Annotated in this window: 26 protein-coding genes, 1 tRNA gene and 1 riboswitch; of the genes, 15 read left to right on the forward strand and 12 right to left on the reverse strand. The window is 61.1% G+C overall.

Annotated features, from left to right (window positions below):
• The first annotated feature begins 244 nt into the window (after positions 1-244).
• Positions 245-1,930: a tryptophan halogenase family protein gene (locus ACXAC3_RS02585; RefSeq protein ID WP_475155758.1), complete on the forward strand. Its 1,686-nt coding sequence runs from the start codon at positions 245-247 to the stop codon at positions 1,928-1,930.
• A 745-nt stretch (positions 1,931-2,675) separates the two neighbouring features.
• Here ACXAC3_RS02585 and ACXAC3_RS02590 read toward each other — a convergent pair.
• Positions 2,676-2,751: transfer RNA gene (locus ACXAC3_RS02590), tRNA-Lys, on the reverse strand.
• A gap of 211 nt (positions 2,752-2,962) precedes the next feature.
• Here ACXAC3_RS02590 and dapF point away from each other — a divergent pair.
• Positions 2,963-3,805 (forward strand): diaminopimelate epimerase, encoded by an 843-nt coding sequence (dapF, locus tag ACXAC3_RS02595; protein WP_475163335.1) that lies wholly within the window; start codon positions 2,963-2,965, stop codon positions 3,803-3,805.
• On the forward strand, positions 3,802-5,058 hold the full coding sequence (gene mtaB, locus ACXAC3_RS02600; protein ID WP_475155762.1) for a tRNA (N(6)-L-threonylcarbamoyladenosine(37)-C(2))-methylthiotransferase MtaB: 1,257 nt from the start codon (positions 3,802-3,804) through the stop codon (positions 5,056-5,058). The genes dapF and mtaB overlap by 4 nt, the downstream gene beginning before the upstream one ends.
• 12 nt (positions 5,059-5,070) lie before the next feature.
• On the opposite strand, the gene ACXAC3_RS02605 is transcribed toward mtaB, so the two are convergent.
• The 5 genes from ACXAC3_RS02605 to ACXAC3_RS02625 form a co-directional block, all read right to left on the reverse strand.
• Positions 5,071-5,484, reverse strand: coding sequence for a nuclear transport factor 2 family protein (locus tag ACXAC3_RS02605; protein WP_475155766.1), 414 nt, complete (start codon positions 5,482-5,484; stop codon positions 5,071-5,073).
• A gap of 148 nt (positions 5,485-5,632) precedes the next feature.
• Positions 5,633-6,418 (reverse strand): cytochrome c1, encoded by a 786-nt coding sequence (locus ACXAC3_RS02610; RefSeq protein WP_475155770.1) that lies wholly within the window; start codon positions 6,416-6,418, stop codon positions 5,633-5,635.
• Between the two features lie 17 nt (positions 6,419-6,435).
• On the reverse strand, positions 6,436-7,767 hold the full coding sequence (gene petB, locus ACXAC3_RS02615; protein WP_475155774.1) for a cytochrome b: 1,332 nt from the start codon (positions 7,765-7,767) through the stop codon (positions 6,436-6,438).
• 11 nt (positions 7,768-7,778) lie between these two features.
• Complete coding sequence (gene petA / locus ACXAC3_RS02620; protein ID WP_475155777.1) at positions 7,779-8,363, reverse strand: ubiquinol-cytochrome c reductase iron-sulfur subunit; 585 nt, start codon at positions 8,361-8,363, stop codon at positions 7,779-7,781.
• Positions 8,364-8,614: 251 nt separating this feature from the next.
• Complete coding sequence (locus ACXAC3_RS02625) at positions 8,615-8,764, reverse strand: hypothetical protein (protein ID WP_475155783.1); 150 nt, start codon at positions 8,762-8,764, stop codon at positions 8,615-8,617.
• Between the two features lie 87 nt (positions 8,765-8,851).
• Between ACXAC3_RS02625 and ACXAC3_RS02630 the strand changes: the two genes are divergently transcribed.
• On the forward strand, positions 8,852-9,295 hold the full coding sequence (locus tag ACXAC3_RS02630) for a c-type cytochrome (RefSeq protein ID WP_475155788.1): 444 nt from the start codon (positions 8,852-8,854) through the stop codon (positions 9,293-9,295).
• Positions 9,296-9,307: 12 nt separating this feature from the next.
• On the opposite strand, the gene ACXAC3_RS02635 is transcribed toward ACXAC3_RS02630, so the two are convergent.
• Positions 9,308-9,922, reverse strand: a complete 615-nt coding sequence (locus ACXAC3_RS02635; RefSeq protein ID WP_475155792.1) for an FMN-binding negative transcriptional regulator — start codon at positions 9,920-9,922, stop codon at positions 9,308-9,310.
• Between the two features lie 54 nt (positions 9,923-9,976).
• A riboswitch (FMN riboswitch) is annotated at positions 9,977-10,124 on the forward strand.
• Between the two features lie 74 nt (positions 10,125-10,198).
• Here ACXAC3_RS02635 and ACXAC3_RS02640 point away from each other — a divergent pair.
• The 5 genes from ACXAC3_RS02640 (at position 10,199) to cobO (ending at position 14,120) form a co-directional block, all read left to right on the forward strand.
• Entirely contained in the window at positions 10,199-10,639 is a 441-nt protein-coding gene (locus tag ACXAC3_RS02640) for a 6,7-dimethyl-8-ribityllumazine synthase (RefSeq protein ID WP_475155796.1), read from the forward strand.
• A 94-nt stretch (positions 10,640-10,733) separates the two neighbouring features.
• Positions 10,734-11,834, forward strand: a complete 1,101-nt coding sequence (gene aroC, locus ACXAC3_RS02645; protein ID WP_475155799.1) for a chorismate synthase — start codon at positions 10,734-10,736, stop codon at positions 11,832-11,834.
• On the forward strand, positions 11,818-12,480 hold the full coding sequence (locus tag ACXAC3_RS02650) for an HD domain-containing protein (protein WP_475155802.1): 663 nt from the start codon (positions 11,818-11,820) through the stop codon (positions 12,478-12,480). Before aroC ends, ACXAC3_RS02650 begins: the two co-directional genes overlap by 17 nt.
• A gap of 46 nt (positions 12,481-12,526) precedes the next feature.
• Positions 12,527-13,462, forward strand: coding sequence for a DMT family transporter (locus tag ACXAC3_RS02655; protein WP_475155806.1), 936 nt, complete (start codon positions 12,527-12,529; stop codon positions 13,460-13,462).
• A gap of 58 nt (positions 13,463-13,520) precedes the next feature.
• Positions 13,521-14,120 carry a cob(I)yrinic acid a,c-diamide adenosyltransferase gene (gene cobO, locus ACXAC3_RS02660; protein ID WP_475155810.1) on the forward strand — a complete coding sequence of 200 codons (600 nt, stop codon included), beginning with the start codon at positions 13,521-13,523 and terminating at the stop codon, positions 14,118-14,120.
• 35 nt (positions 14,121-14,155) lie between these two features.
• Here the strand turns inward: cobO and ACXAC3_RS02665 are convergent, their stop codons facing one another.
• From ACXAC3_RS02665 to ACXAC3_RS02685, 5 genes are all read right to left on the reverse strand, one after another.
• Positions 14,156-14,347 (reverse strand): hypothetical protein, encoded by a 192-nt coding sequence (locus ACXAC3_RS02665; RefSeq protein ID WP_475155814.1) that lies wholly within the window; start codon positions 14,345-14,347, stop codon positions 14,156-14,158.
• Positions 14,348-14,548: 201 nt separating this feature from the next.
• Positions 14,549-16,117 carry an alkaline phosphatase D family protein gene (locus tag ACXAC3_RS02670; RefSeq protein ID WP_475155817.1) on the reverse strand — a complete coding sequence of 523 codons (1,569 nt, stop codon included), beginning with the start codon at positions 16,115-16,117 and terminating at the stop codon, positions 14,549-14,551.
• Positions 16,118-16,252: 135 nt separating this feature from the next.
• Positions 16,253-16,618, reverse strand: a complete 366-nt coding sequence (locus tag ACXAC3_RS02675; RefSeq protein ID WP_475155821.1) for an SPW repeat domain-containing protein — start codon at positions 16,616-16,618, stop codon at positions 16,253-16,255.
• A gap of 109 nt (positions 16,619-16,727) precedes the next feature.
• A complete protein-coding gene (locus tag ACXAC3_RS02680) occupies positions 16,728-17,678 on the reverse strand; it encodes an AraC family transcriptional regulator (protein ID WP_475155824.1) in 951 nt (316 codons plus the stop codon).
• A gap of 126 nt (positions 17,679-17,804) precedes the next feature.
• Positions 17,805-18,671 (reverse strand): branched-chain amino acid aminotransferase, encoded by an 867-nt coding sequence (locus ACXAC3_RS02685; RefSeq protein ID WP_475155830.1) that lies wholly within the window; start codon positions 18,669-18,671, stop codon positions 17,805-17,807.
• A gap of 160 nt (positions 18,672-18,831) precedes the next feature.
• Between ACXAC3_RS02685 and ACXAC3_RS02690 the strand changes: the two genes are divergently transcribed.
• The 6 genes from ACXAC3_RS02690 (at position 18,832) to dxs (ending at position 24,087) form a co-directional block, all read left to right on the forward strand.
• The gene (locus ACXAC3_RS02690; protein WP_475155834.1) at positions 18,832-19,344 is read left to right on the forward strand and encodes a MarR family winged helix-turn-helix transcriptional regulator; all 513 of its coding nucleotides are present in this window, start codon (positions 18,832-18,834) and stop codon (positions 19,342-19,344) included.
• The gene (locus ACXAC3_RS02695) at positions 19,341-20,042 is read left to right on the forward strand and encodes a response regulator (RefSeq protein WP_475155836.1); all 702 of its coding nucleotides are present in this window, start codon (positions 19,341-19,343) and stop codon (positions 20,040-20,042) included. The genes ACXAC3_RS02690 and ACXAC3_RS02695 overlap by 4 nt, the downstream gene beginning before the upstream one ends.
• A 69-nt stretch (positions 20,043-20,111) precedes the next feature.
• Positions 20,112-21,038: a histone deacetylase family protein gene (locus tag ACXAC3_RS02700; RefSeq protein WP_475155840.1), complete on the forward strand. Its 927-nt coding sequence runs from the start codon at positions 20,112-20,114 to the stop codon at positions 21,036-21,038.
• Complete coding sequence (locus ACXAC3_RS02705) at positions 21,035-21,277, forward strand: exodeoxyribonuclease VII small subunit (protein ID WP_475155842.1); 243 nt, start codon at positions 21,035-21,037, stop codon at positions 21,275-21,277. Before ACXAC3_RS02700 ends, ACXAC3_RS02705 begins: the two co-directional genes overlap by 4 nt.
• Complete coding sequence (locus ACXAC3_RS02710) at positions 21,278-22,144, forward strand: polyprenyl synthetase family protein (RefSeq protein WP_475155845.1); 867 nt, start codon at positions 21,278-21,280, stop codon at positions 22,142-22,144.
• Between the two features lie 14 nt (positions 22,145-22,158).
• Entirely contained in the window at positions 22,159-24,087 is a 1,929-nt protein-coding gene (gene dxs / locus ACXAC3_RS02715) for a 1-deoxy-D-xylulose-5-phosphate synthase (protein WP_475155850.1), read from the forward strand.
• The last annotated feature ends 359 nt before the right edge of the window (positions 24,088-24,446 follow it).

The raw sequence follows: 24,446 nt of genomic DNA on the forward strand, positions 1-24,446 counted from the left end.
ACCGCCTCTTGAACCTCTGAAGTACCTTTGAGCGTTTCGGCCAGACACGGCAGACGTGTGTGAGAAGAGATCCGGGGGATCAACTGTTGGGATATGGATGCAGGTCGTGGCGTCATAGGCCCTAGCTGGGCGCTGCAAAGCTGCTATATTTCCTCAATCCAAAAGGGAAAGCTGCTATACAATCCAAAAAACCAAAAAGGGGAGGCAGCTAAAAAATCCCCCGAAGCAACAGGGACAGAACCACATGAATAATCGTTTGCGCCAAATCACCATCGTCGGCGGCGGCACGGCGGGTTGGATGACCGCGCTGATCCTGGACACCGTGTTTTCCCGCACGTCAGCGCCCAAGGATAGCCCCCGCATCTGCCTGATCGAAAGTCCCAATATCGCCACTGTGGGCGTGGGCGAGGCCACGGTGCCGCGCATGCCAAGCACGATCCGTCAGGCGGGCATTTCTGAACGGGATTTTTTTCGCGAAACCAACGCGTCTTTCAAGCTGGGTGTTAAGTTCTGCAACTGGAACAAGGACGCCAAGGGTAATCGCATCGACTATGTGAACCCCTTTGCGCATGGTCAGATGATCTATGGGTTGGAGGCTGCCGAGTATTTCCTGCGCTTTGGCAATGGGGATCGGGATTTTACGCAATCCATCTCGCCGCATGATGATCTGGGCCGCCTGTGCAAAGGCGCGCGACAGCTGGGTCAGCCCGAATTCGAGCAGCGGTTTGGCTATGCCTATCATCTGGACGCCGTGAAGTTCGCAGGCATGCTCACCAAGGTCTGCACCAAGCGCGGAGTGGAGCATATCCAGGATGAGGTGCAAGCGGTTGAGCTGGATGAACAGGGCAACGTCAGCCATCTGATGCTGGAGCGCAAGGGTCGTCATGACGTCGAAATGGTCGTCGATTGCACCGGGTTTCGAGGATTGATCATCAATCAGGCCCTTGGCGAGCCGTTTATGGATTATTCGGACTATCTGCCCAACGACCGCGCCATGGCCTTGCAGATCGAACATCCTAACCCGGAAAAGATCGAAAGCCTCACACGGTCGACCGCGCTTGGTGCCGGTTGGACATGGCGGGTGCCGCTCTACAACCGTGTTGGCACGGGCTATGTGTATTCGTCGGCGCATCGTACGGATGATCAGGCGGCGGATGAATATCTCGAATGGCTGGGTGACAGCGGCAAAGGCGCGACGCCGCGCGTAATCCCGATGCGCATCGGGCGCGTCCGAAATGCCTGGGTCAAGAATTGCTTGGCGATCGGCCTGTCGGGCGGGTTCATTGAACCATTGGAGAGCACCGCGATCCATATGGTCGATCACGCGGTGCGGTGGTTCGCGGAACATTTGCCGACGCGGGACATCGAGCCGGCGCTGCGGACAAGATATAACCGGCAGATGAACAAACTCTATGACGAGGTGCTGGAATTCATCTGCCTGCACTATCGGTTGGGCAACCGAACCGATGACCAGTATTGGATCGACGCGCGCACCGAGATGAAGTTGCCGGACAGGCTGGCCGAGAACCTGGAATTGTGGCAGCACCGCCTGCCGATGGACCACGATGTCGAGTTTGCCACGCTATTTGACAGCCGGGTTTACCAGACGGTGCTTTTGGGCAAACAGGTCTATGATACGGGCTACGGCACAGGCATCCGCGATCGCCTGCGACCGCTGAAGAAACCGATCTGGTTCCAGGGTATGAAACGCGCCAAGGCAGACCTTGCGCAAATAATCAAAACGATGCCGGACCACAAAACCCTGCTGCGCGATATCCGGGGTGAACTGGAGAAACCGGCCTTTGGCATGGCAGCGGCGATGAAGCCGACAGTGTCCATGCCGGGCGAGGCTCCGGCACCGGTTGCAATCCAAAACATGCCAAACTTCGCCGAAATCCAAAGCGGCGCGAAAGATTTGCAGCTGTTCTAGAAGTTCTTTGCACCCGGCGCGGAGTGTCCTTCCCTGACAGGATAAGGCGCAGAACGCAACATCTCTGCGTTCTGCGCCACTGTCAGGGTGCCGAGGTGGGTTCGGCAATTAAAGATGATCTCAAAAAGAGAGTGGCTTGCCGTGCCAAGCACAGCTTCGCCGCATTTGCAGCACCAGACACTATAAATGGCAGCTGCGCGCAGAAAGCTGACTATTAATAAGAGATGCAGTGGTTTGGAGCCTTGAACAGCAGCTATGCGGGACGAAGCTGCCGTTGAGGGCAATAGAATTTGCCCAATGCCCTACGACATGGTGGTTCGACCAAGCATTCAATTTGCCAATGCCGCAATTGACAGCATATCGGATTGCAGGGGCAGCAAATGAAAACCCTTCTAAATATCCGTAGTGGGCCGTGGCAGTCTAGATAGTCGCTGAAGGTTTGCAACTTGGCAACGTCTGCTTCCTGCGCCTTGCTGCCGTTCGTCCTGCTCCGTGCTGCAAGCGCAGCGAACGGCAGCTCGGTGGCCCTTTGATTTGTCCCGGATTTTATGTCCCCGCGTCCTAAGGGTCGCGTCAACTGCCGATTACCGTGCCGGTGTCTGTCAATAGCCGCTCTGCGCGATAGTGATCCAATGGGCACACTTCAATCTTTGTCATAGTGCTTCCGTATTGCTTCCGGCAAGCTGCGCGTCATGAAGCGCGTCCTACACGGCTGCGCGTAACTTTTTGTTATTATTGAAAAAAGTGGTGAGCCGTGCAGGATTCGAACCTGCGACCCACTGATTAAAAGTCAGTTGCTCTACCAACTGAGCTAACGGCCCACTCTTTTGTTGGATCTGGTCGATCCGTGGCGCTCTCTAAGGTATTTTCCCGACCGGGTTCAAGCCCTTATTTTGCACCTCGTTTCGCCGGTTTTCCTTCAGGTTCCGGCGTCCCGATAGGCGGCCTACTTAGGCAGGTGGCGCGGGGGGGTCAACCCCTTTTTTCAGGAATCTGCGCCGCAGGGTGGATTCCTCTGCAACGCGGCGCTATATGCCCGCCATGCAACGAATACTGACCACCGGTTTGCCCTTCATGAAGATGCACGGGCTGGGCAATGACTTTGTCATTGTGGATGCGCGCGCGCAGCCTGTCCCGGTTACGCCCGCCCTGGCGCGGGGAATCGGTCACCGGCAGTTCGGTGTCGGGTTTGACCAGTTGGCGGTGATCGAAAACGGCGATTCGGATGCGCATCTGGTGTTTTACAATGCGGACGGGTCGACCTCGGCCGCTTGTGGCAATGCAACGCGCTGCATCGCCCGGTTTCTGATGACCGAAACGGGTAATTCCGATCTGACGCTCACCACCGAACGCGGCACGCTGTTTGCGCGCGACGCCGGGGGCGGCCTGACCTCGGTGAACATGGGGCCGCCACAACTGGACTGGCACGAGATTCCGCTGGCCGAAGAGGTGGACACGCTGGAATTGCCGATCGAGGGCGCACCGACCGCGACGGGCATGGGCAACCCGCACTGCACCTTTTTCGTCGACAATGCCGAGGCGATCCCGCTGGAGGAATTCGGCGCGCGGTATGAATATCACCCGCTGTATCCCGAGCGCACGAATGTGCAGGTGGCGCAGATCCTTGGCCCCGACCATATCCGCATGCGCGTCTGGGAGCGCGGTGTGGGCATCACGCTGGCTTCGGGGTCTTCATCCTGCGCGACGGCGGTTGCGGCCGCTCGGCGCGGCCTGACCGGGCGCGAGGTGCAGATTGACCTGGATGGCGGCACCATCCGGATCGACTGGCGCGAGGACGGTGTGTGGATGACCGGGCCGACATGCCATGTCTTCTCGGGTACCCTGACCCCGGAATTCCTGGAGACGCTGACATGAGCGCCCCCAAATTCACCACGCTGGGCTGCCGCCTGAACGCCTATGAAACCGAGGCGATGAAAGAGCTGTCGCAGCAGGCGGGTCTGACCGATGCCGTCGTGGTCAATACCTGCGCAGTGACGGCCGAGGCGGTGCGCAAGGCCCGGCAGGAGATCCGCAAGCTGCGCCGGGAAAACCCGGACGCGCGCCTGATCGTGACCGGATGCGCCGCGCAGACTGAACCCCAGACCTTTGCCGCCATGGATGAGGTCGATGCCGTCATCGGCAACACTGAAAAGATGCAGCCCGACACCTGGAAAGGCATGGCGGCGGATTTCATCGGCCAGACCGAGGCGGTGCAGGTCGACGACATCATGTCGGTCACGGAAACCGCGGGTCACCTGATCGACGGGTTCGGAACGCGATCCCGCGCCTATGTGCAGGTCCAGAACGGCTGTGACCATCGTTGCACTTTCTGCATCATCCCCTATGGCCGTGGCAACTCGCGCAGCGTCCCTGCGGGTGTGGTGGTGGATCAGATCAAGCGGCTGGTGGACCGGGGTTATAACGAGGTGGTGCTGACCGGGGTCGACCTGACCTCATGGGGGGCCGATCTGCCGGCGCAGCCCAGGCTGGGCGATCTGGTGATGCGCATCCTCAAATTGGTGCCCGACCTGCCGCGCCTGCGGATCAGCTCGATTGATTCAATCGAGGTGGATGAGAACCTGATGCAGGCCATCGCCTCTGAACCCCGCCTGATGCCGCATCTGCATTTGTCGCTGCAACACGGGGATGACCTGATCCTGAAACGGATGAAACGTCGCCACCTGCGCGACGACGCCATCCGTTTTACCGAAGAGGCCCGCAAGCTGCGCCCTGAAATGACTTTTGGGGCCGACATCATCGCAGGTTTCCCGACCGAGACCGAGGCGCATTTCGAGAACTCGCTGAAGCTGGTCACCGATTGCGACCTGACCTGGTTGCACGTCTTCCCCTATTCCAAGCGCGAAGGAACGCCTGCGGCCCGTATCCCGCAGCAGATCAACGGCAACATCATCAAGGACCGCGCCGCCCGTCTGCGCGCCGCGGGCGAGGCGCAGGTCACCAGACATCTGGCCGCCCAGATCGGCAAAACCCATCACATCCTGATGGAAAACCCGCATATGGGCCGAACCGAACAATTCACCGAGGTCGCGTTCAATTCTGCGCAGGCCGAAGGTCAGATCGTGACGGCCAGAATATCCGGTCGCACCGATACCCAGCTGACGGCCTGAGACGGGCTGCGGTCAACTGGTAACGGCCGACACAGCGGCGGTATCGTAGAATTCTTCATACTCGCAGACCAGCCCGTCCCGGAACCGGCAGACGATGACGACCGGTGTCTCTACGGTTTTACCGGTGGCCTTATGGGTCCAGGCCGTCACGCCGAGGCCGACAACGCGGTCTCCTTCGGCGATGGTGTCCTGCAGGGTCCAGTGCTGCATGTCGAAGGCACCGGTAAGGTCTTCCAGATAGGCGCGCATTTCCGCGCGGCCATTGCGCGAACAGCTGAAATCCAGCCCGTATTGGCCGCGACCCAGCGAACGCAGGCACAGATCCTCGGTCGTGTATTTCTCCCACATGGCGATGTCCGACGCCTTGCTGTCATTCCATTCCGCATATGCCGTCCGAAGCGTTTCCACATTGGCCCGGGTGTCCATAATCAATGCTCCCAAATGACTTCACAAAAATCGCGCACTTCAGAATCCCGAAGTGACCGGCGGAGTATATCAGCAATGAGCGACCCAACAAAAAAGGCCCGGTGACACGCACCGGGCCTTTTGGATTTCAGCGGATAAGCCGTCGGGCTCAGTCTTTCTTCTTGCCCTTCACACCGGCCCAAAGGCGCTTGTTCACAAGGTACAGCAGAACCGACAGCAGGGTCAGGAAGATCACCCCGACAAAGCCGGAGTACTTACGCTCCATCATCTTCGGCTCGGCCGTCCACATCAGGAAGGCCGCGACATCCTCGGACATGGCCTCAACCGTAGCCGGGTGGCCATCGGCAAATTCCACCTGATCTTCGGACAGCGGCGGCGCCATCGAGATCCAGCCGCCCGGGAAGGCTTTGTTCTCATACAGGATGGTGCCGGCCTCTTCCTTTTCCTCGCCAGTATAACCATCCAGCAGCGAAGCGATGTATTCCGCACCGCCCATGCCTTTGAACAGCTGGTTGATCCCCAGACCATAGGGGCCGTGGAACCCGGCGCGGGCCTTGGCCATCAGGCTCAGGTCCGGTGCGCCGACTCCGTCATTGACGGGGAAGTGGTCGGTCGGGATCGCCGGGCGGAAATCGTCCAGCTCGGGGTCGAACACTTCGAAATTGGCCGCCGAATAGGCAATCACTTCTTCTTCGGAATAGCCCAGCGCTTCGAGATCGCGCAGCGGCACATATCTCAGGCCGTGGCAAGCCGCGCAGACCTCGGTGTAGATTTGAAGGCCACGTTGAAGCTGGTTTTGGTCCCAGGTGCCAAACGGCCCCTCGAAGGAAAAGTGGAAGTCCTCGATATGCTGCTCGCCGCCGCCTGCTGCGAAAGACGCAGCAGGAGTCAGAGCCAGAGCAAACGCGGCACCGATTGCAAGTTTCTTGAACATGATTCCGGTCCCTCTTCTTACTCGGCCGGCGTGGCGTCAGCGTCAGCCTTGCCATAATGCGCGTTGAAGTCTTCTTCGATGGTTTCCGGCTGGGCATCGGGCTTTTCGATGACACCCAGGATCGGCAGGATCACGAAGAAATAGGCGAACCAGTAGGCCGACGCGATCAGCGAGAAGGTCGCATAGGGTTCTTCCGCGGGCATCGCACCCAGCCACATCAGGGCGAAGAAGTCGATGACCAGCAGGTAGAACCACCATTTGAACATTGGACGGTACTTGCCCGAACGCACGGTCGAGGTGTCCAGCCAGGGTGCCAGCGCCATCGCCAGGATCGCACCGAACATCGCCAGAACCCCAAAGAACTTGGCGTCGATGATGCCGCCGGTGATGAAGCTGGCGAACTGCACAACCCAGACCTCACCGGTGAAGGCCCGCAGGATCGCGTAGAACGGCAGGAAGTACCATTCAGGAACGATGTGTGCAGGCGTGACCAGCGGGTTGGCCTCGATGTAGTTGTCCGGGTGGCCCAGATAGTTCGGCATGAAGCCGACAATCGCCCAGAACACGACCAGAATGACCGCCAGCGCGAACACGTCCTTGATCACGAAATAGGGCCAGAAGGGCAGCGTGTCTTTCTCGGCCTCGGCCTTCGAACCGCGACGCACCTCAACACCCGTGGGGTTGTTGTTGCCGGTGGTGTGGAAGGCCCAGATATGCACGATGACCAGCGCCGCGATCACGAACGGCAGCAGGTAGTGCAGCGAGAAGAAGCGGTTCAGCGTGGCGTTGTCCACCGCCGGTCCGCCCAGTAGCCAGGTCTGGATCGCGTCGCCCACGAAGGGGATCGCGCCGAACAGGCCGGTGATCACGGTTGCACCCCAGAAGGACATCTGGCCCCAGGGCAGAACGTAACCCATGAAGGCGGTGCCCATCATGCAGAGATAGATCAGCATGCCGATGATCCACGTGATTTCGCGCGGGGCCTTGTACGAGCCGTAGAACAGGCCGCGGAAGATGTGGATATAGACCGCCACAAAGAACAGCGATGCACCGTTCATGTGCAGGTAGCGCAGCATATAGCCGCCATTCACGTTGCGCATGATGTGTTCGATGCTGGCAAAGGCCAGATCGACATGCGGGGTGTAATGCATCACCAGAACGATACCGGTGACGATTTGCAGCGCCAGGCAGAACGCCAGGACGATGCCCCAGATCCACCACCAGTTCAGGTTCTTGGGGGTGGGAATCATCAGGGTGTCATACAGCAGGCCGACGATGGGCAGGCGGCTGTTCAGCCACTTCTCGCCGTTTGTCTTCGGCTCGTAATGATCGTGGGGAATTCCGGACATCTGGGTCTCCCTTAGCCGAGTTTGATGGTGGTGGCGTCCACCCATTCGACAGGCGGAATGGGCAGGTTCTCAGGCGCGGGGCCTTTGCGGATACGGCCGGCAAGGTCGTAATGCGAGCCGTGGCAGGGGCAGAACCAGCCGCCAAAATCGCCGGCATCACCCAGCGGCACGCAACCCAGATGGGTGCAGACGCCCATCTGGACGATCCACGCGCCGGGCGCTTCGCCTTCGGGCGACGGCATCACACGGTTTGCATCGGTGGCCGGAGCGTCGGCGTTCAGGTTCGCGTTGCGCGCCAGCGGATCGGGCAGCTCCGCCAGACCTTCTTCGTCCTGCTGCTGCGCTTCGGCGATCTCGGCACCGGTGCGGTGGCGGATGAATACGGGCTTACCCAACCATTTCACGGTCAGCTGCGTGCCCGGCTCAACCCCGCTGACATCCTGACGGATCGAGGACAGCGCCTGAACGTCTGCCGAGGGATTCATTTGGTTGATCAGGGGCCATACGGCTGCACCCGTCGCAACGACACCTGCGCCGCCAGCGACGTAGTAGAGGAAATCTCTGCGGGTGCCTTCGTGGTCTTCTGCGTGGGACACGAGGTTTTCTCCGATTCCGGCGCCCGGGGGTGACCCGAGCAAACATGCATCAGCACCGCATCAAAGCGGCGTCTCATCGCGGCTATCTAGCCGGGAGAAATCGGTTCGTCCAGCGGTCATAGGCGCGCACTACGCCGCATCTGGGCATTCATGTCACAACGAAAGGCTGATTTTTCAAGATATGGACCGGGTTAGGCGGTGAAATCCGCCGATCGCCACGCGTCAGGACGGATGTGATTCGGATGGCCGGGTCAGGGCGAAAAACCAGCCCCGATTTTGGTGCCGACCCCAACCACCGGGCGCCAATCTGCAAAATCCTGACCAGATTTTGCCACGCTAATTTCTACTTTCACGGGAATCGGCGGCGGATAAATATTGAGGTGAAAATAGATATTTTTCAAGGGCCTGGCCATGTCTGATTTCGATTGCACTTTCTACGGGAATGTCTGATGGGCCGGGGAAAACCCACCCTCAGCAGGACGTTCCCCATGTCAAAGCTAATTGCCCCCGTACTGACCTTCTCGCTGGCCTTTGCGTCGCAGGCCGTGGCCGCCGGCGATCCGGCGAAAGGCGAAAAACTCTATAACCGCTGTTCCTCGTGCCACGCGATCATCAAGGATGGCGAAGTTCTGGTCAAAGGCGGCATCACCGGGCCGAATCTCTATGGGGTAGTCGGGCGCCCGGCCGGGTCCGAGACCGATTACCTGAACGGAAGCGAGCGTTTGCCGGTCGGAATGTTCACCGACGACATGATCCGCGCCGGTCAGGAAGGTCTGGTCTGGACGCAGGACAACATCGCCGCCTATTCGCAGGACCCGATTGGTTTCATTCAGGACTATCTGGATGACGACACCGCCCGCCCGAACATGAGCGTCAAGCTGAAGAAGGGCGCCGAGGATATCGCCGCTTATCTGGCGACCTTCAGCGACTAACCGGGTTGCGGGTCACGTTGTCCGCATCAACGCGGCCAATTGCCCGATCTCACTGCCAAAGCCGTTTTCGTCAACGTGATCCGCCGCGGCCAGACGCACCTCGTCCGGTTTGTTCTGATTCAGCTTCCAGGTGCCCTGAATATCCTCCACCTGCAATCTGCAGGGAACGATCATGCGCATCATCCGGCTCAGCGCGTCGCCGGTCATCTTGGCCGCGCTCCAGGGCGGTTTGGGCCGCAGCCTGTCTTCGTAGAACGCGGATTGGCGATCCAGCAGATCCCGCAATTCACCCTGCGGGCGCAGTTCAAGCCGGCCAGTCAGGTGCACCGCCACATAATTCCACGTCGGCACCTGATCCGCGATCCCGTACCAGTCGGGCGAGACATAGCCGTCCGCCCCGGTCACCGCGATCCGTGCAGCGCGCGGTTCCTTCAGCGCCCGCACAATGGGATTGGAGCGCACCAGATGCAGCTCGGCCACATCGCCGTCCATGTGCAGCAGAAAGGGAACATGGCTGAGCAACGGCGCAGCATCTGTCGACAGCGCCAGCATCCCAAATGCGCGGTCCCGCGCAAAAGCGATGTGGCGCGCGATGTCTTCGGCGCGAAAGGCGGGGTTGGGATGCATCTCGGTCCTCCTGCCAAATCTCTTGCAGAACCGCGCCGTCCTTGGCAAGGTCCGCCCTGTTCTCAGGGCGGGGCGAAATTCCCCACCGGTGGTATGCGGGCACGGACCCGCCAGCCCACGAGCGGCCCCGTTGACCGGGGTGTCAGCAGATCTGGTGAGAGGCCAGAGCCGACGGTTAAAGTCCGGATGAAAGAGAACGTGCAAGCCACGCCGTGATGCGGCGTGTCTGCTCGTGATCGCCTTGGGTGACGTGTCTGTTTTACGAAGGAGGTCATGATGACACACACCCGCTATGCTTTCATAAAGGCCAACTGGCATTCCTATATCGTTGACCGCGCGCTTGAGGGGTTTCTAGAGCTGATCCCCGCCGAACAGGTTGATGTGTTCGACGTGCCGGGCGCGTTCGAGATGCCCCTGCTGGCCCGCGATCTGGCCCAAACCGGGCGCTATGCCGCCGTGGCCTGCGCCGCTTTTGTCGTCGATGGCGGCATCTATCGGCACGATTTCGTGGCACAGGCCGTTGTCGACGGGCTGATGCGCGCCGGGATGGATACCGGCGTTCCGGTCCTGTCGGTCTCGCTGACCCCGCATCAGTATCAGGAGACCGAACACCACAACGCCATCTACCGCGCGCATTTCGTGGAAAAAGGGCGCGAAGCCGCGCAGGCAGCCCTGAAAATCACCGCGACCCGGGCGCAACTGGCCCCGGCGGCGTGACAAACACGGGTTGGGGCGCCCTTGCCCCAACCGCAAATCCGCTTGAGGCCAGGGCCCTTGCCCGCTAATCACGACGCGCAAAGGAGCACGCCCCATGTCGATGAACAGCTTTGGACACCTCTTCCGCGTCACCACCTGGGGCGAAAGCCACGGGCCCGCCTTGGGTGCCACCGTCGATGGCTGCCCGCCGGGCGTGGCGATTGACGAGGGCATGATCCAGCACTGGCTGGACAGACGCAAACCGGGGCAGAGCAAGTTCACCACCCAGCGGCGCGAAGCGGATCAGGTGAAAATCCTGTCGGGCGTGTTCGAGGGCCAGACCACCGGAACGCCCGTGCAGTTGATGATCGAAAACACCGATCAGCGCTCGAAAGACTATGGTGACATCAAGGACAAGTTCCGCCCCGGCCATGCCGATATCACCTATTGGCAGAAATACGGCATCCGCGATTATCGCGGGGGCGGGCGCAGTTCGGCCCGGGAAACCGCGTCGCGGGTGGCCGCAGGCGGGCTGGCGCGCGAGGCGATCAGGCAGATTGCGCCGAATGTTCAGATCACCGGTTACATGACCCAGATCGGCCCGCATAAGATTGACCGGGCCAATTTCGACTGGTCGCAGATCGAACAGAACCCGTTCTGGACCCCCGATGCGCAAGCCGCCGAGGACTGGGCCGCCTATCTCGACGGTCTGCGCAAGTCCGGCAACTCGGTCGGTGCTGTGGTCGAGGTTGTGGCGCGCGGCGTTCCCGCCGGGATCGGAGCGCCCGTTTATGCCAAGTTAGACACGGATCTGGCCGCGGCGATGATGTCGATCAACGCTGTCAAGGGCGTTGAAATCGGCGAGGGCATGGCCGCCGCAGAACTGACCGGCGAGGCCAATGCGGATGAGATCTTCATGGGCCAGAACGGCCCGCAATACAGTTCCAACCATTCGGGCGGCATTCTGGGCGGTATTTCGACCGGGCAGGATGTCGTGGTGCGCTTTGCGGTCAAGCCGACCTCGTCGATCCTGACCACCCGCCGGACCATCACCAAATCCGGTGAGGAAACCGAAATCATCACCAAGGGCCGTCACGACCCCTGCGTCGGCATCCGTGCCGTACCGGTGGGCGAGGCGATGATGGCCTGCGTAATCCTCGACCACCTGCTGCTGCACCGTGGCCAGATCGGAGAGAACCGTGGACGGATCGGCTGATCTGCGTAGCCAACTGCGCGGCATCGTCGCGCAGCGGATGGAAACCGATCCGGCCCATGACCTGGCCCATCTGGACCGGGTCTGGGTGAACGCGCAGGCCATTGCCGACGAACGAACCGACATGCCCGTGCTGCTGGCGGCCTGTTATCTGCACGATCTTGTGAACCTGCCGAAAGACGCCCCCGACCGGCATCTTGCGTCGCGCCGGTCCGCCGCGGAATCAGAGCCTGTTCTGCGGGAACTGGGCTATTTGCCGGATCAGATCAAAGCCATCCGGCACGCGATCGAGGCGCATAGTTTCTCGGCCAACATCCCGCCGGAAACCGATGAGGCCCGCATCCTGCGCGATGCCGACCGGCTGGACGCGCTGGGAGCCATTGGCGTGGCGCGCAATTTCTCGGTGTCCGGCGCGCTGGGGCGCGCGCTGTATGACCCGGCGGACCCGTTCTCGGAAAGCCGGCCGCTGGACGACCTGCATTTCTCGCTGGATCACTGGAAGGTCAAACTGCTCAGCCTGCCGGATGACATGCTGACCGGGACCGGACAGAAGCTGGCCCGGCAGCGAACCGCCCGCATGATCCGGTTTCTTGAGGAATTTGCCGAAGAGATCGGCAGCCCGCTGCCGCAAAGCTGGGTGGCCCGGTGACACGGGAGCGTTGATCTTTTTGCCGCAAAGGCGCAGGTTCGCGCCGATGGCAAAACCCTTAACATCGCATCGACCTGTATTGGCCGTCGTGTTGAAACTCAGCGCGCTGGTTCTTTTCACGTCGATGTCGGCGCTGGTCAAAGCCCTCTCGGAGGATTTCCCACCCGGCGAGATGGTGTTTTTCCGCTCGCTCTTTGCCATCCCGGTGATCATTGTCTGGCTGATCTCGCGCGGAGAGCTGGCGCAGGGATTTGTCGTCAGAAAACCCATGGGCCATTTCTGGCGCGGGGTTTTGGGCACCAGCGCCATGGGTCTGACCTTCACCGGGCTCAGCCTGCTGCCGCTGCCCGAGGTTACGGCGATCGGCTATGCCACCCCGATCTTTACGCTGATTCTGGCGGCCATCATGCTGGGCGAACGGATCCGCATGATCCGCATCGGTGCCGTCGCCATCGGCCTGCTGGGGGTTCTGATCATGATCTGGCCGCGCCTGGGCGGCAACAACATGGATACCGCGGCCACCATCGGCGCATTCTGCGTGCTGGCCGCCACGATTGCGCGGGGGTTTGTGCAGATACATATCCGGCAACTGGTGCAGGTCGACCATCCCGCTGCCATCGTGTTCTATTTCTCGATGACGGCCACGTTGCTGTCCGCCCTCACCGCGTTCTGGGGCTGGACCATGCCGACCTGGGAGCAGGCCGCGATTCTGATCGGCATGGGGCTGATCGGCGGGGTGGCGCAGATTCTCGTGACCTCGTCCTATCGCTATGGGCAGGCCTCGATGCTGGCGCCCTATGACTATACGACGATGCTGTTCGCTATTGTCATCGGCTATGTCTGGTTTGACGAATTGCCGACGCTGGTGATGCTGGGCGGGGCGGCCCTGGTCATCGCGGGCAACGTGCTGGTGATCCTGCGCGAACGGCAACTGGGGCTGGAACGCGGCAAGGCGCGGGCGGTTACTGACCCGAAAGCCTGACCTTTACCTTTGCCGAACTTCGCTTAGGTTGACCCCGGTATCAGAAAAGGTTTCCAAGATGAGCGACGCACAAGACCACAAGGAAAAGATGCAGAAGGTGCAGGCCCGGCACCGCAAGAAAGTGTCCGAGGCCGTCGATCCCGAACGCGGGCTGGTGCTGATCAATACCGGTAAGGGCAAAGGCAAATCCTCGGCCGCCTTCGGTGTGGTTATCCGTGCGCTGGGCTGGGGCCAGAAAGTTGCCGTGGTGCAGTTCATCAAGGGCAAATGGAAGACGGGCGAGCGGCGGTTTTTCGAAGACCGCGATCTGGTCACCTGGCACACGATGGGCGAGGGCTTTACCTGGGACACGCAGGACCGCGAGCGTGACATAGCCGCCGCAAATGCCGCCTTCGACAAGGCGCGCGCCCTGATGTCCAGCGGCGAGTATGATCTGGTGGTACTGGATGAGATCAATATCGCCCTGCGCTATGAATACCTGTCGGTCGATCAGGTGATCGAAGGGCTGAACGCGAGGTCAAAGAAGACCAGTGTGTTTCTGACGGGCCGTGACGCGCCGCAAGCGCTGCGTGATTATGCCGATCTGGTCACGGAAATGACCGAAGAAAAGCACCCGTTTCAGACCGGGATCAAGGCCCAGCGCGGCGTGGATTTCTGAAGTCAGGGTCTAAACCGCCCTTTTTTCCGGGGCGGTTACGCCTGTGGATTTTCGTAGAGGTACCGAACCGATCCGCGTTGGCTGGCGGCGCTGGTCGGCAGCGGGTTTGCGGCGGCGCCTTGGTCTTTCTTCTTGTCGACATAGGCGCAAAAGTCATCGTCGCAGCAACACCCGCAGGCGGTGGCTGCCTCGTGCCGTGCCAGAATTTCGTCAAGCGAGTCGCCCATCTTCAACCCCTGTCGCCGGCGTCGTTTCCGAGGCGGTGGCGCGCCCTCACCCTATTATGCGCTAGGCCCGCAGACCGCCTCGAAATCTCATGCTGCACGCTATCGCATCTGGCCTTGCCTGTAATCTGACTATTTTTGTCGAATTAATCAAGGGCAAAACGCGCTCCAAACCGTCATCGGGACGCGCAGGAGGATCGGCAATCAGATCGCCTGCGGCTGCGGGTCCAGTGTGACGGACCACAGCTCGGTATCCGCCCGGTCCATCAGGCGCACGGTCATTTGCTGGCTGGCCCCGTCGATATCGACCAGACCAAAGAACTGCAGCCCCGCGCTGGGAGGCAGATTGACGCCCTGCCCCTCAGCCGGGGCTTTGACGAATTTCACCTCGGGTCCAAACGTGCCATCCAGCGCGTTCGGACCAAAGGTGCCTGCATGCAGCGGACCCGAAACAAACTCCCAGAACGGCTCAAAATCCTGAAATTGCGCTTTGTCAGGGTCATAGTAGTGCGCGGCGGTATAGTGGACGTCGGCGGTGAACCAGACCGTGTTTTTGATGCCCGCCGTCTGGATGAACCGCAACAGATCAGCGATCTCAAGCTCACGCCCTTTGGCAGGGCCACCGTCGCCATTGGATATCGCCTCGGCTCCGGCTTTTTCCCGCCAGTTGTCCCAGACGATCAGGCCGATCGGCATATCCGAAGCGATCACTTTCCAGGTCGCCCGCGACGCGGCCAGTTGCTGTTTCAGCCAGGCCAGCTGTGCGGCCCCCAGAATGCGGGACTGGTCGGTGATCTCATCCTCCATCGACGGGCCGTTCGGCCCGCGATAGCTGCGCAGGTCCAGGAAAAAGACATCCAGCATCGGACCGTAGGAAATCTTGCGATAGACACGCCCCAGCTCGGCAGGTGTCATCCGCAGCGGCGTCATTTCATGAAAAGCGCGCGCGGCGCGGGATTGCAGCACATTCACAGATTTCTCGGTATAGCGATCATCCGAGATCAGGTCCTTGGCATCCGACCAGTTATTGACCACCTCATGGTCGTCCCACTGGAAAAAGGTCGGACAAACAGCATTCATCGCGCGCACATGCGCGTCCATCATGTTGTATTTCCACTGGGCGCGAAACTCGTCCAGCGTTTCGGCCACCTTGCGCTTTTCGTCGATCAGGGTGGTGTTCTTCCAGATCACCTGCCCGTCTTTTTCCACCGCGTCCTGCATCGGACCATCGGCATAGACCGTGTCGCCTGAATGGATGAAGAAATCCGGCCGGTGCTGCGCCATGGTGGCGTAGGTGCGCATGCCCACGTCGTCGATACCCCAGCCCTGACCGGCTGTATCGCCCGACCAGGCGAAACGGATATCGCGGCGCGCGGTCGGGGCGGTGCGGAATTGGCCCACAACAGGCTCTGATGTGATGTTGATGTCGCTCAGATCGGCGGCCACGAAACGATAAAAGATCTCCTGATCCGAAGGCAGATTTTCGACCAGCCGCTTGACCGCGAAATCGCTGTTTGGGATCGCGTCCATCGGGGTCAGCTTGCGGGCGTCGGCAAAGCTCTCGGTGGTCGAAACTTCCATCATCACCCGCGCCGGACGGTCTGTGCGGGTCCAGATCATGCCCGAACCGGTGTCGACATCACCGGACTGGACGCCATGCGTGAACACTGGGCGCGACCCGGCGCGGCTGAGTGCGGGCAGGGACAGCGATGCGGCAAATGCGGTGCTGCCAGCCAGAAAGGCGCGGCGGTTTGGGCGAAGGATCTTGGTCATCGGGGCTCTCCTGTCTGGTGGCCCGCGGAACGGCCACGCGATTGGTGAGCGGCAGTGAGCCGCCGGTTTGTAAAACAGGCGGCTCAGATTCTTGAAAGTATCACGATGATATTGTGACACCTGTGGATATGTCGCTCAGGCGGCCATCCCGTGTTCCGGCGCGCTGAGCGAGATGACGGCGACCACCGCCGCGCCGTTCAGCCAGTAATATATCGCATCCAGGCCCGAGAACCCAAACAGGCTGGGCGCGGCCAGAAAGGCAATCCCGACCAGCAAGTCAACTGTCAGGTGGAACTTGTAAGGCAGCACCCGCCAGATCCCCAGATGGTGGTCGGTCAGAACGGTCAGCACAAAGGCCGCCACCCCGGTAGCAACCGAAAGCCACAAAGCCATCGGGTTAGACTGGCCCAGCCCCAGAACAAATGGCAACACCATCAGCGCCAGCGCGACCGGGTAATCGAGATAGGCGTGAACGGTGCGGGTAACGAAACGAACAGACATTGGAATCTCCTTTCCTTGCTTGGCATGGCCTCAAGCTAGGTCAGGCGGTTCGAACGTATTAGCCCGGATCGTTCGCGAAACATTGCAGATCGTCCGAAAATCCGTCGGATCAATGCATGGCGCGATAGGCGGCCGGGGACAGGCCGATCTGTTTCTTGAACACGCGGGAAAAGGCCGCCTCGGACGCGTAGCCCACTTCGGCCGCGGCATCCGCGACGTTCCAGCGGCTTTCCGTAAGACCGTGGCAGGCAATCTGCATCCGCCAGTCGGTCAGGTACTGCATCGGCGTCGTTCCCATCTTTTCCGTGAACAGCTGCGCGAATGCGGTGCGTGACATCCCTGCCTCTCGCGCCAGGGACTCGACGCTCCATTCCCGCGCCGGGGCCTGATGAAAAGCGGTCAGCGCACGCGAGACGCGCGGATCGGCAAACCCGGCAAGGGCGGTGTCGCTGGGGCTTTGATGTTCCAGATGGGCTCGGACAGCCTGTGCAAACAGCACCTCGGACAGTTTCATGGCGATCAGATCGCCGCCGATGCGGGCGCCGTTGATCTCGGACCCGATCATGCGCAGGGTGGCTTCGATCCAGGCGCCGGCCTCTTCCCCGTAATTCTCGATCAGGATGTAGGGCGGCAAACGGTCGATCAGCATATGGCCGGTGCCCTGCCGCCCCGGTGGGCCGGTAAACGAGAAATGGCCGCAGATCAACTGCGTATCGCGGCTTTGGTCCTCACCACCATAGATCAGGACGCCGTCACCTTGATACCCAGCCTCCTCCAGCACCTGTTCCAGCGGTAGGGCGTCCGGCGGCCGGACCTCATTGCACAGCAGCGCATGGGCGGCCCCGTGCGGGATCAGGATCAGATCGCCCTGCTTCAGACGCAGGGTTTCGCCCGTGTTAGAGACAAAAACCTTCAACTCGCCCCGCTGAACAAAATGAAACCGGGCGACGTTCTGAAAGGCCGGGACCTGAACGCCAAAAGGCGGTGTAAAAGAGGTGCGGAAATAGAATGTCCCGCGCAGGGACAGGCGGGTGAGGATATCGCTGAGCAGGTCCAACATGCAGGTAACCTATACCCGTTTGCGCGCCCGTCCAGCCTTCTGAACGATCTGCACAAAAGCTTGAACGGCCGGCAAAGAGAAACCCCCGCCAGACGCGGGGGTTTTCGAAACCGGTATCCATGCAGATCAGGCGCGGACCAGCGCCTCGTAATCCGATGCAATCTCGCGGGTGATGTCGCCGACCTCAAAGGTGTAGTCGCCGATCTGACCCACCGGTGTGACCTCGGCCGCCGTGCCGGTCAGCCAGCACTGTTCAAAACCGGCCATTTCCTCGGGCAGGATGTGGCGTTCGATCACATTGATGCCCTTGTCCTTCAGCATCCGGATCACGGTCTGGCGGGTGATGCCGTTCAGGAAGCAATCGGCCAGAGGGGTGTGCACCTCGCCGTCTTTCACGAAGAACACGTTGGCCCCGGTCGCCTCGGCCACGTAGCCGCGGTAATCCATGAACAGCGCGTCCGAGCAGCCTTTGGCCTCGGCCTTGTGCTTCGAGATGGTGCAGATCATGTAGAGCCCTGCCGCCTTGGCGTGAACCGGGATGGTTTCCGGGCTGGGGCGTTTCCATTCGGCGATGTCCAGCTTGGCGCCCTGCATCTTGGCGTCGCCGTAATAGGCACCCCAGGGCCAGACCGCGACGGCCATGCGCACCGGGTTACGCGCCGACGCCACACCCATATCCTCGCCCGACCCGCGCCAGACCAGCGCGCGGATATAGGCATCCTGCAACCCGCTGGCTTTCAGCGCCTCATGCTTGGCGGCCTCGATCTGATCGACCGTGAAGGGCATCGGGATATCCAGCGCCTCGGCCGAGGCGATCAGGCGTTCGGAATGTTCGCGGCTTTTGAAGATCTTGCCGTTATAGGCGCGCTCGCCCTCAAAGACCGAGGACGCGTAGTGCATCGCGTGGGACAGGATGTGCACATTGGCTTCGCGCCAGGGCACCAGTTCTCCATCCATCCAGATCACACCGTCACGATCATCATACCCCGCCATGCGAAACCTCCTGACCTGGGTTGAAATTTCCGATTGTTGCGCCAATTAAGTCCGAACCGGACATAAAGTTGCGCAAAAACTGCGACTCGATACCTGTCCACTCTTGGAATGTCAATAACGCTGACATAAAGTCGGCCCGGTGTAACGAATGAGGCATGATATGTCGGATACCCGCCCCGCCCAGGTCTTTGGCGGTGAGAGCCTGTTGTTTTTGACCGATGAGCAGTTGCGGCAGGGGATCGAAGCGATGTTTTTCGCCTATCGCGGCTTTACCGCCGACCCCGACCGCATCCTGGCCCAGATGGCCTATGGGCGGGCGCATCATCGGGCCATCCACTTCATCAATCGCGCGCCGGGCACCACCGTCAACAATCTGCTGGCCATTCTCGGGGTGACGAAACAGTCGCTGAACCGGGTCCTGCGGACGCTGATCGACGACGGGCTGGTCGAAAGCCGGGTCGGCACCGTGGACAAGCGCGAACGGCACCTGTTTCTGACCGAACAGGGCCGGGCGCTGGAGGCCAGGCTGTCCGAAGCCCAGCGCGTGCGCATGCGGGCGGCTTATAAAGAGGCCGGCCCCGAGGCGGTGTCAGGGTTTCGTAAAGTGCTTGAAGCGATGATGGATGCTGATATGCGTCATGCCTACACGAAACTGCGGGATACCACCTCATGAGCGAAATGGACGCCCATCTGCTGATCGTCGACGATGACGAGCGCATTCGTGATCTGCTGAAGAAGTTTCTGATGCGGAACGGGTTTCTGGTCACCGCCGCCCGCGATGCCGCACACGCGCGGCGGGTGTTGTCAGGGCTGGATTTCGACATGATCGTTCTGGACGTGATGATGCCCGGCGAGGATGGTGTCAGCCTGACCCGGGCGCTGCGGGACACGCATACCACGCCGATCCTGCTGTTGACGGCCCGGGGGGAAACCGAACATCGCATCGCCGGGCTTGAGGCAGGCGCGGATGATTACCTTGCCAAACCGTTCGAGCCGAAAGAGCTGTTGCTGCGGATCAATGCCATTTTGCGCCGCATGCCGGAAACACCGGCGCAGGACACGGCGACCAAGATTCTGAACCTCGGCCCGATCCGCTATGACGTCGAACGTGGTGAGATGTGGCACGGCGAAGACCCGGTGCGCCTGACCGCGACGGAAAGCCAGCTGATGAAAATCTTCTCGGCCCAGCCCGGCGAGCCGATCAGCCGCGCCAAACTGGTCGAGGATCTGGGCCGCGACAAGGGTCAGGCCCAGGAGCGCGCGGTGGATGTCCAGATCACCCGCCTGCGCCGGAAAATCGAACAGGATCCGAAGCAACCCCGCTATCTGCAGACGGTGCGCGGGGCCGGGTATATGCTGGCACCGGATTGATTTTGCCGCTGCGCGGCGGTTTTATGCCTTCGGCGAAGGTATTTTTAGCCAGATGAACAGGGGATCCCGATGAAGACCGCCCTTTTGACCCATGCGGATTGTCTTGGCCATGTGACGCCGGACGGGCACCCCGAACGGGTGGCCCGGCTGGAGCATATTCTGCATGCGCTGGAGGCGTTGGACGTGAACCGGGTGACGGCCCCTCTGGCGGCGGATGACGATTTGTTGCGGGTACACCCCGAGAGCTACATCCGGGATATTCGCAAGATGCGTCCGGCGGACGGGTTTGCCCAGATCGACGGCGATACCTTCATGTCTCCGGGGTCGGTTGATGCGGCCTATCGCGCCGCCGGGACCGTGGTGCGCGCGGTGGATATGGTGCTGGGTGGCGAGGCGCCGAATGCGTTTTGTGCGATCCGTCCGCCGGGGCATCACGCGGAAACAGAAACGGCAATGGGGTTCTGCCTGTTCGGCAACGCAGCGCTGGCCGCGAAACACGCGCTGGATCATCACGGGTTGAGCCGCGTCGCAGTGGTGGATTTCGATGTGCATCACGGCAACGGCACGCAGGACCTGCTGTGGGACGAGAAGCGCGCGCTGGTGATCACCAGCCAGCAGATGCCGCTTTGGCCCGGATCGGGGCGACCCGATGAGACCGGCGCGTATGAGACCATCCTGAACATCCCCCTGGCCCCCGGCACCGGCGGGGCCGAGATGCGCGCGGCGTATGAGGCGCAGGCATTCCCCAGCCTGCGTGCCTTCAGGCCCGAACTGATCATCATCTCGGCCGGGTTTGACGCCCATCAGGATGATCCGCTGGCCAATCTGAACTGGTCGACCGGCGATTTCGCCTGGGTCACCGCCGGGTTGTGCGGGATTGCGCGGGATCTGTGCGATGGCCGTATCGTCTCGACTCTGGAAGGCGGGTATGATCTGAACGCACTGGCCGAGGCCACACGCGCCCATGTGGAAGAACTGATAAAGGCAGCCCGATGACCGATATTCCTGTAGACCAGATGACCTTCGAACAGGCGATGAAAGAGCTTGAGGCCGTGGTTGGCCAGCTGGAGCGCGGCGATGTCGCGCTGGACCAGTCCATCGCGCTGTATGAGCGCGGCGCGGCACTTAAGAAGCGCTGCGAGGATGAACTGAAGCGGGCCGAGGAAAAAGTCGCCGCGATCACGCTGGACGCCGAAGGCCAGCCAACCGGGACGACCCCTGTCGAAGGTCAGTAAATGTTTCGGGACATACTGGCGCAGGATGCCGCCCGGATTCAGCAGCACTTTGATCTGGTGCTGGGGGTGCTGGACAAACTGGATGTAACCCGGGCGATGGCCTATGCCACCGAAGGCGGCAAACGGTTGCGGGGATTTCTGGTGTTGGAAAGCGCACGCCTGCACGGCATCGGGCCCGCGCAGGCGATCTGGCCCGCCACTGCGATCGAAGCGTTACATGCCTATTCTCTGGTACATGATGACCTGCCCAGCATGGATGATGACGATCTGCGGCGCGGACGCCCGACGGCCCACGTGAAATGGGACGAGGGCACCGCCGTTCTGGCCGGAGATGCGCTGCAAGCACTGGCATTCGAACTCTGCACCCGGCCCGAAGCCGGAAATGCCGAGATTCGTGCGGAACTGGCACTGACGCTGGCGCAATCCAGCGGCGCGCAGGGCATGGTTCTGGGGCAGGCACTGGACATCGCCGCGGAAACCGCGGCCACACCGCTGACACTGGCCGAAATCACGCGCCTTCAGGCGGGCAAGACCGGTGCGTTGATTGAATGGTCAGCCTGCGCAGGCGCGCGCTTGGCGCAGACCGATCCGGAACCGTTGCGCCAATATGCCCAAGCCCTTGGGCTTGCTTTTCAAATTGCCGATGACATCTTGGATGTCGAGGGCGATACCGAAAAGGCCGGGAAACGGCTGCAGAAGGACGCGAAGGCCGGCAAGGCGACCTTTGTGTCATTGCTGGGGCCGGATGCGGCCCGGACCCAGGCGTCGGAACTGGTGGATCAGGCCTGTGCCGCGCTGGATGGCTATGGCGCGTCGGCAGAAACCTTGAAGGACGCCGCCCGCTTCGTTATTGCCCGGGACAGCTAAGCCAGGAACGCCAAATGTCTGACCGCCCGAATACGCCCCTGTTGGATCATGTGAACCGCCCTGCGGATCTCAGGCAGTTTTCGGATGCGCAGCTGCGGCAGGTCGCTCAGGAATTGCGGGCCGAGACGATCTCGGCCGTGTCCGTCACCGGCGGCCATCTGGGCGCGGGGCTGGGTGTGGTCGAGCTGACCACGGCGCTGCACGCCGTGTTCGAAACACCGCGCGACAAGATCATCTGGGATGTGGGGCATCAATGCTATCCGCACAAGATTCTGACGGAACGGCGCGACCGGATCCGCACCCTGCGGATGAAGGACGGGCTGAGCGGATTTACCAAACGCAGTGAAAGCCCCTATGACCCGTTTGGCGCGGCGCACAGTTCAACCTCGATCAGTGCGGCCCTTGGATTCGCGGTCGCCCGCGATCTGGGCGGTGTGACGCCCGAGGGGCTGGGTGACGCAATCGCTGTGATCGGCGACGGGTCGATGTCGGCCGGCATGGCCTTTGAGGCGATGAACAATGCAGGCCATCTGAAGAAACGCCTGATCGTGATCCTCAACGACAATGAGATGAGCATCGCACCCCCGGTCGGCGCCCTGTCCAGCTACCTGTCGCGGATCTATACCGAGGCTCCGTTCCACGATCTGAAAGCCGCCGCCAAGGGCGCGGTATCGCTGCTGCCCGAACCTTTCCGCGAAGGGGCCAAGCGGGCAAAGGAAATGCTGAAAGGCATGGCCATGGGCGGCACTTTTTTCGAAGAGCTCGGGTTTTCCTATATCGGCCCCATAGACGGCCATGACATGGACCAGCTGCTGCCGGTCTTGCGCACCGTCAAGGCGCGGGCGACCGGACCGATCCTGATCCATGTGCTGACCAAAAAGGGCAAGGGATATGCCCCGGCCGAGCAGGCCCGCGACAAAGGCCATGCTACTGCGAAATTCGACGTGGTGACCGGAGAACAGAAGAAAGCGCCTTCAAACGCGCCCTCCTATACGTCGGTATTTGGCAAAACGCTGGTGGACGAAGCCGCACGGGACGACAAGATCGTCGCGGTGACCGCCGCGATGCCCGACGGCACCGGTCTGAACCTGTTTGCGGAACGCTACCCGTCGCGCTGCTTCGACGTGGCGATTGCCGAACAGCACGGCGTGACCTTTTCCGCCGCTCTGGCCGCCGGCGGGATGAAGCCGTTCTGTGCGATGTATTCCACCTTCCTGCAGCGGGGTTACGATCAGGTCGTGCATGACGTGGCGATTCAGCGCCTGCCGGTGCGTTTTGCCATCGACCGCGCCGGTCTGGTGGGCGCGGATGGCGCGACCCATGCGGGGTCCTTCGATATTGCCTATCTGTCCAACCTGCCCGGCATGACCGTCATGGCCGCTGCGGACGAGGCGGAACTGATGCATATGGTGGCCACCGCGGCGGCCCACAATGACGGCCCCATTGCCTTCCGCTATCCGCGCGGTGAAGGCGCGGGAGTCGACCTGCCCGAACGCGGCGAAGTGCTGGAGATCGGCAAGGGCCGTATGATCCAGAACGGTGCGCGTGTGGCGCTGCTGTCCTTTGGCACCCGGCTGGCCGAAGTGCAAAAGGCGTCCGAGGCGCTGTCGGCCCGCGGCATCACCCCTACTATAGCCGACGCCCGTTTTGCCAAGCCACTGGATCGCGAGCTGATTCTGGATCTGGCCGCCAACCACGAGGCGCTGATCACCATCGAGGAAGGCGCGGTGGGCGGCTTCGGCAGCCACGTGGCCCATCTTCTGGCGGAAGAAGGCGTGTTTGATCAGGGGCTGAAGTACCGCTCGATGGTGCTGCCGGATATCTTTATCGATCAGGCCAGCCCGGCGGATATGTATGCCGTCGCCGGTATGAACGCCGAACAGATCGAGGCCAGAGTGCTATCTGTTCTGGGCGTCACCACCATCGGCGAAAAACGCGCCTAGTTTACGAGCGGCATCAAAATTTTCGGATATTGCGTGGTGCCTCAAGAGGGACTCGAACCCCCGACCTTGTCCTTACGAATTTTGGCGTCGTATCGTTGCATGGAGCTGGACCGTATCGCCTCCAGCCGCATAACCCCCTACGATTGCTTGACTATCTCAGGGCAAAGCTTTGGACGCGACCGTATGCCGTTTTCGATTGTTTGATGCAGGCACCCTACTAATCCACTACTAGAGTCCAAATCAGTGCCCTACTAGTGGCCCGACGACATCGACGGGTCTCCGAGCAGTCCTCCCTTCAAATATCCGGTCAAACGGAAGTCGTAGTGCTTCGATGGTGGTTCAGAACCAAGCCATCGAAT

It is taken from the genome of Ruegeria sp. ABV4_181 (assembly GCF_056158465.1).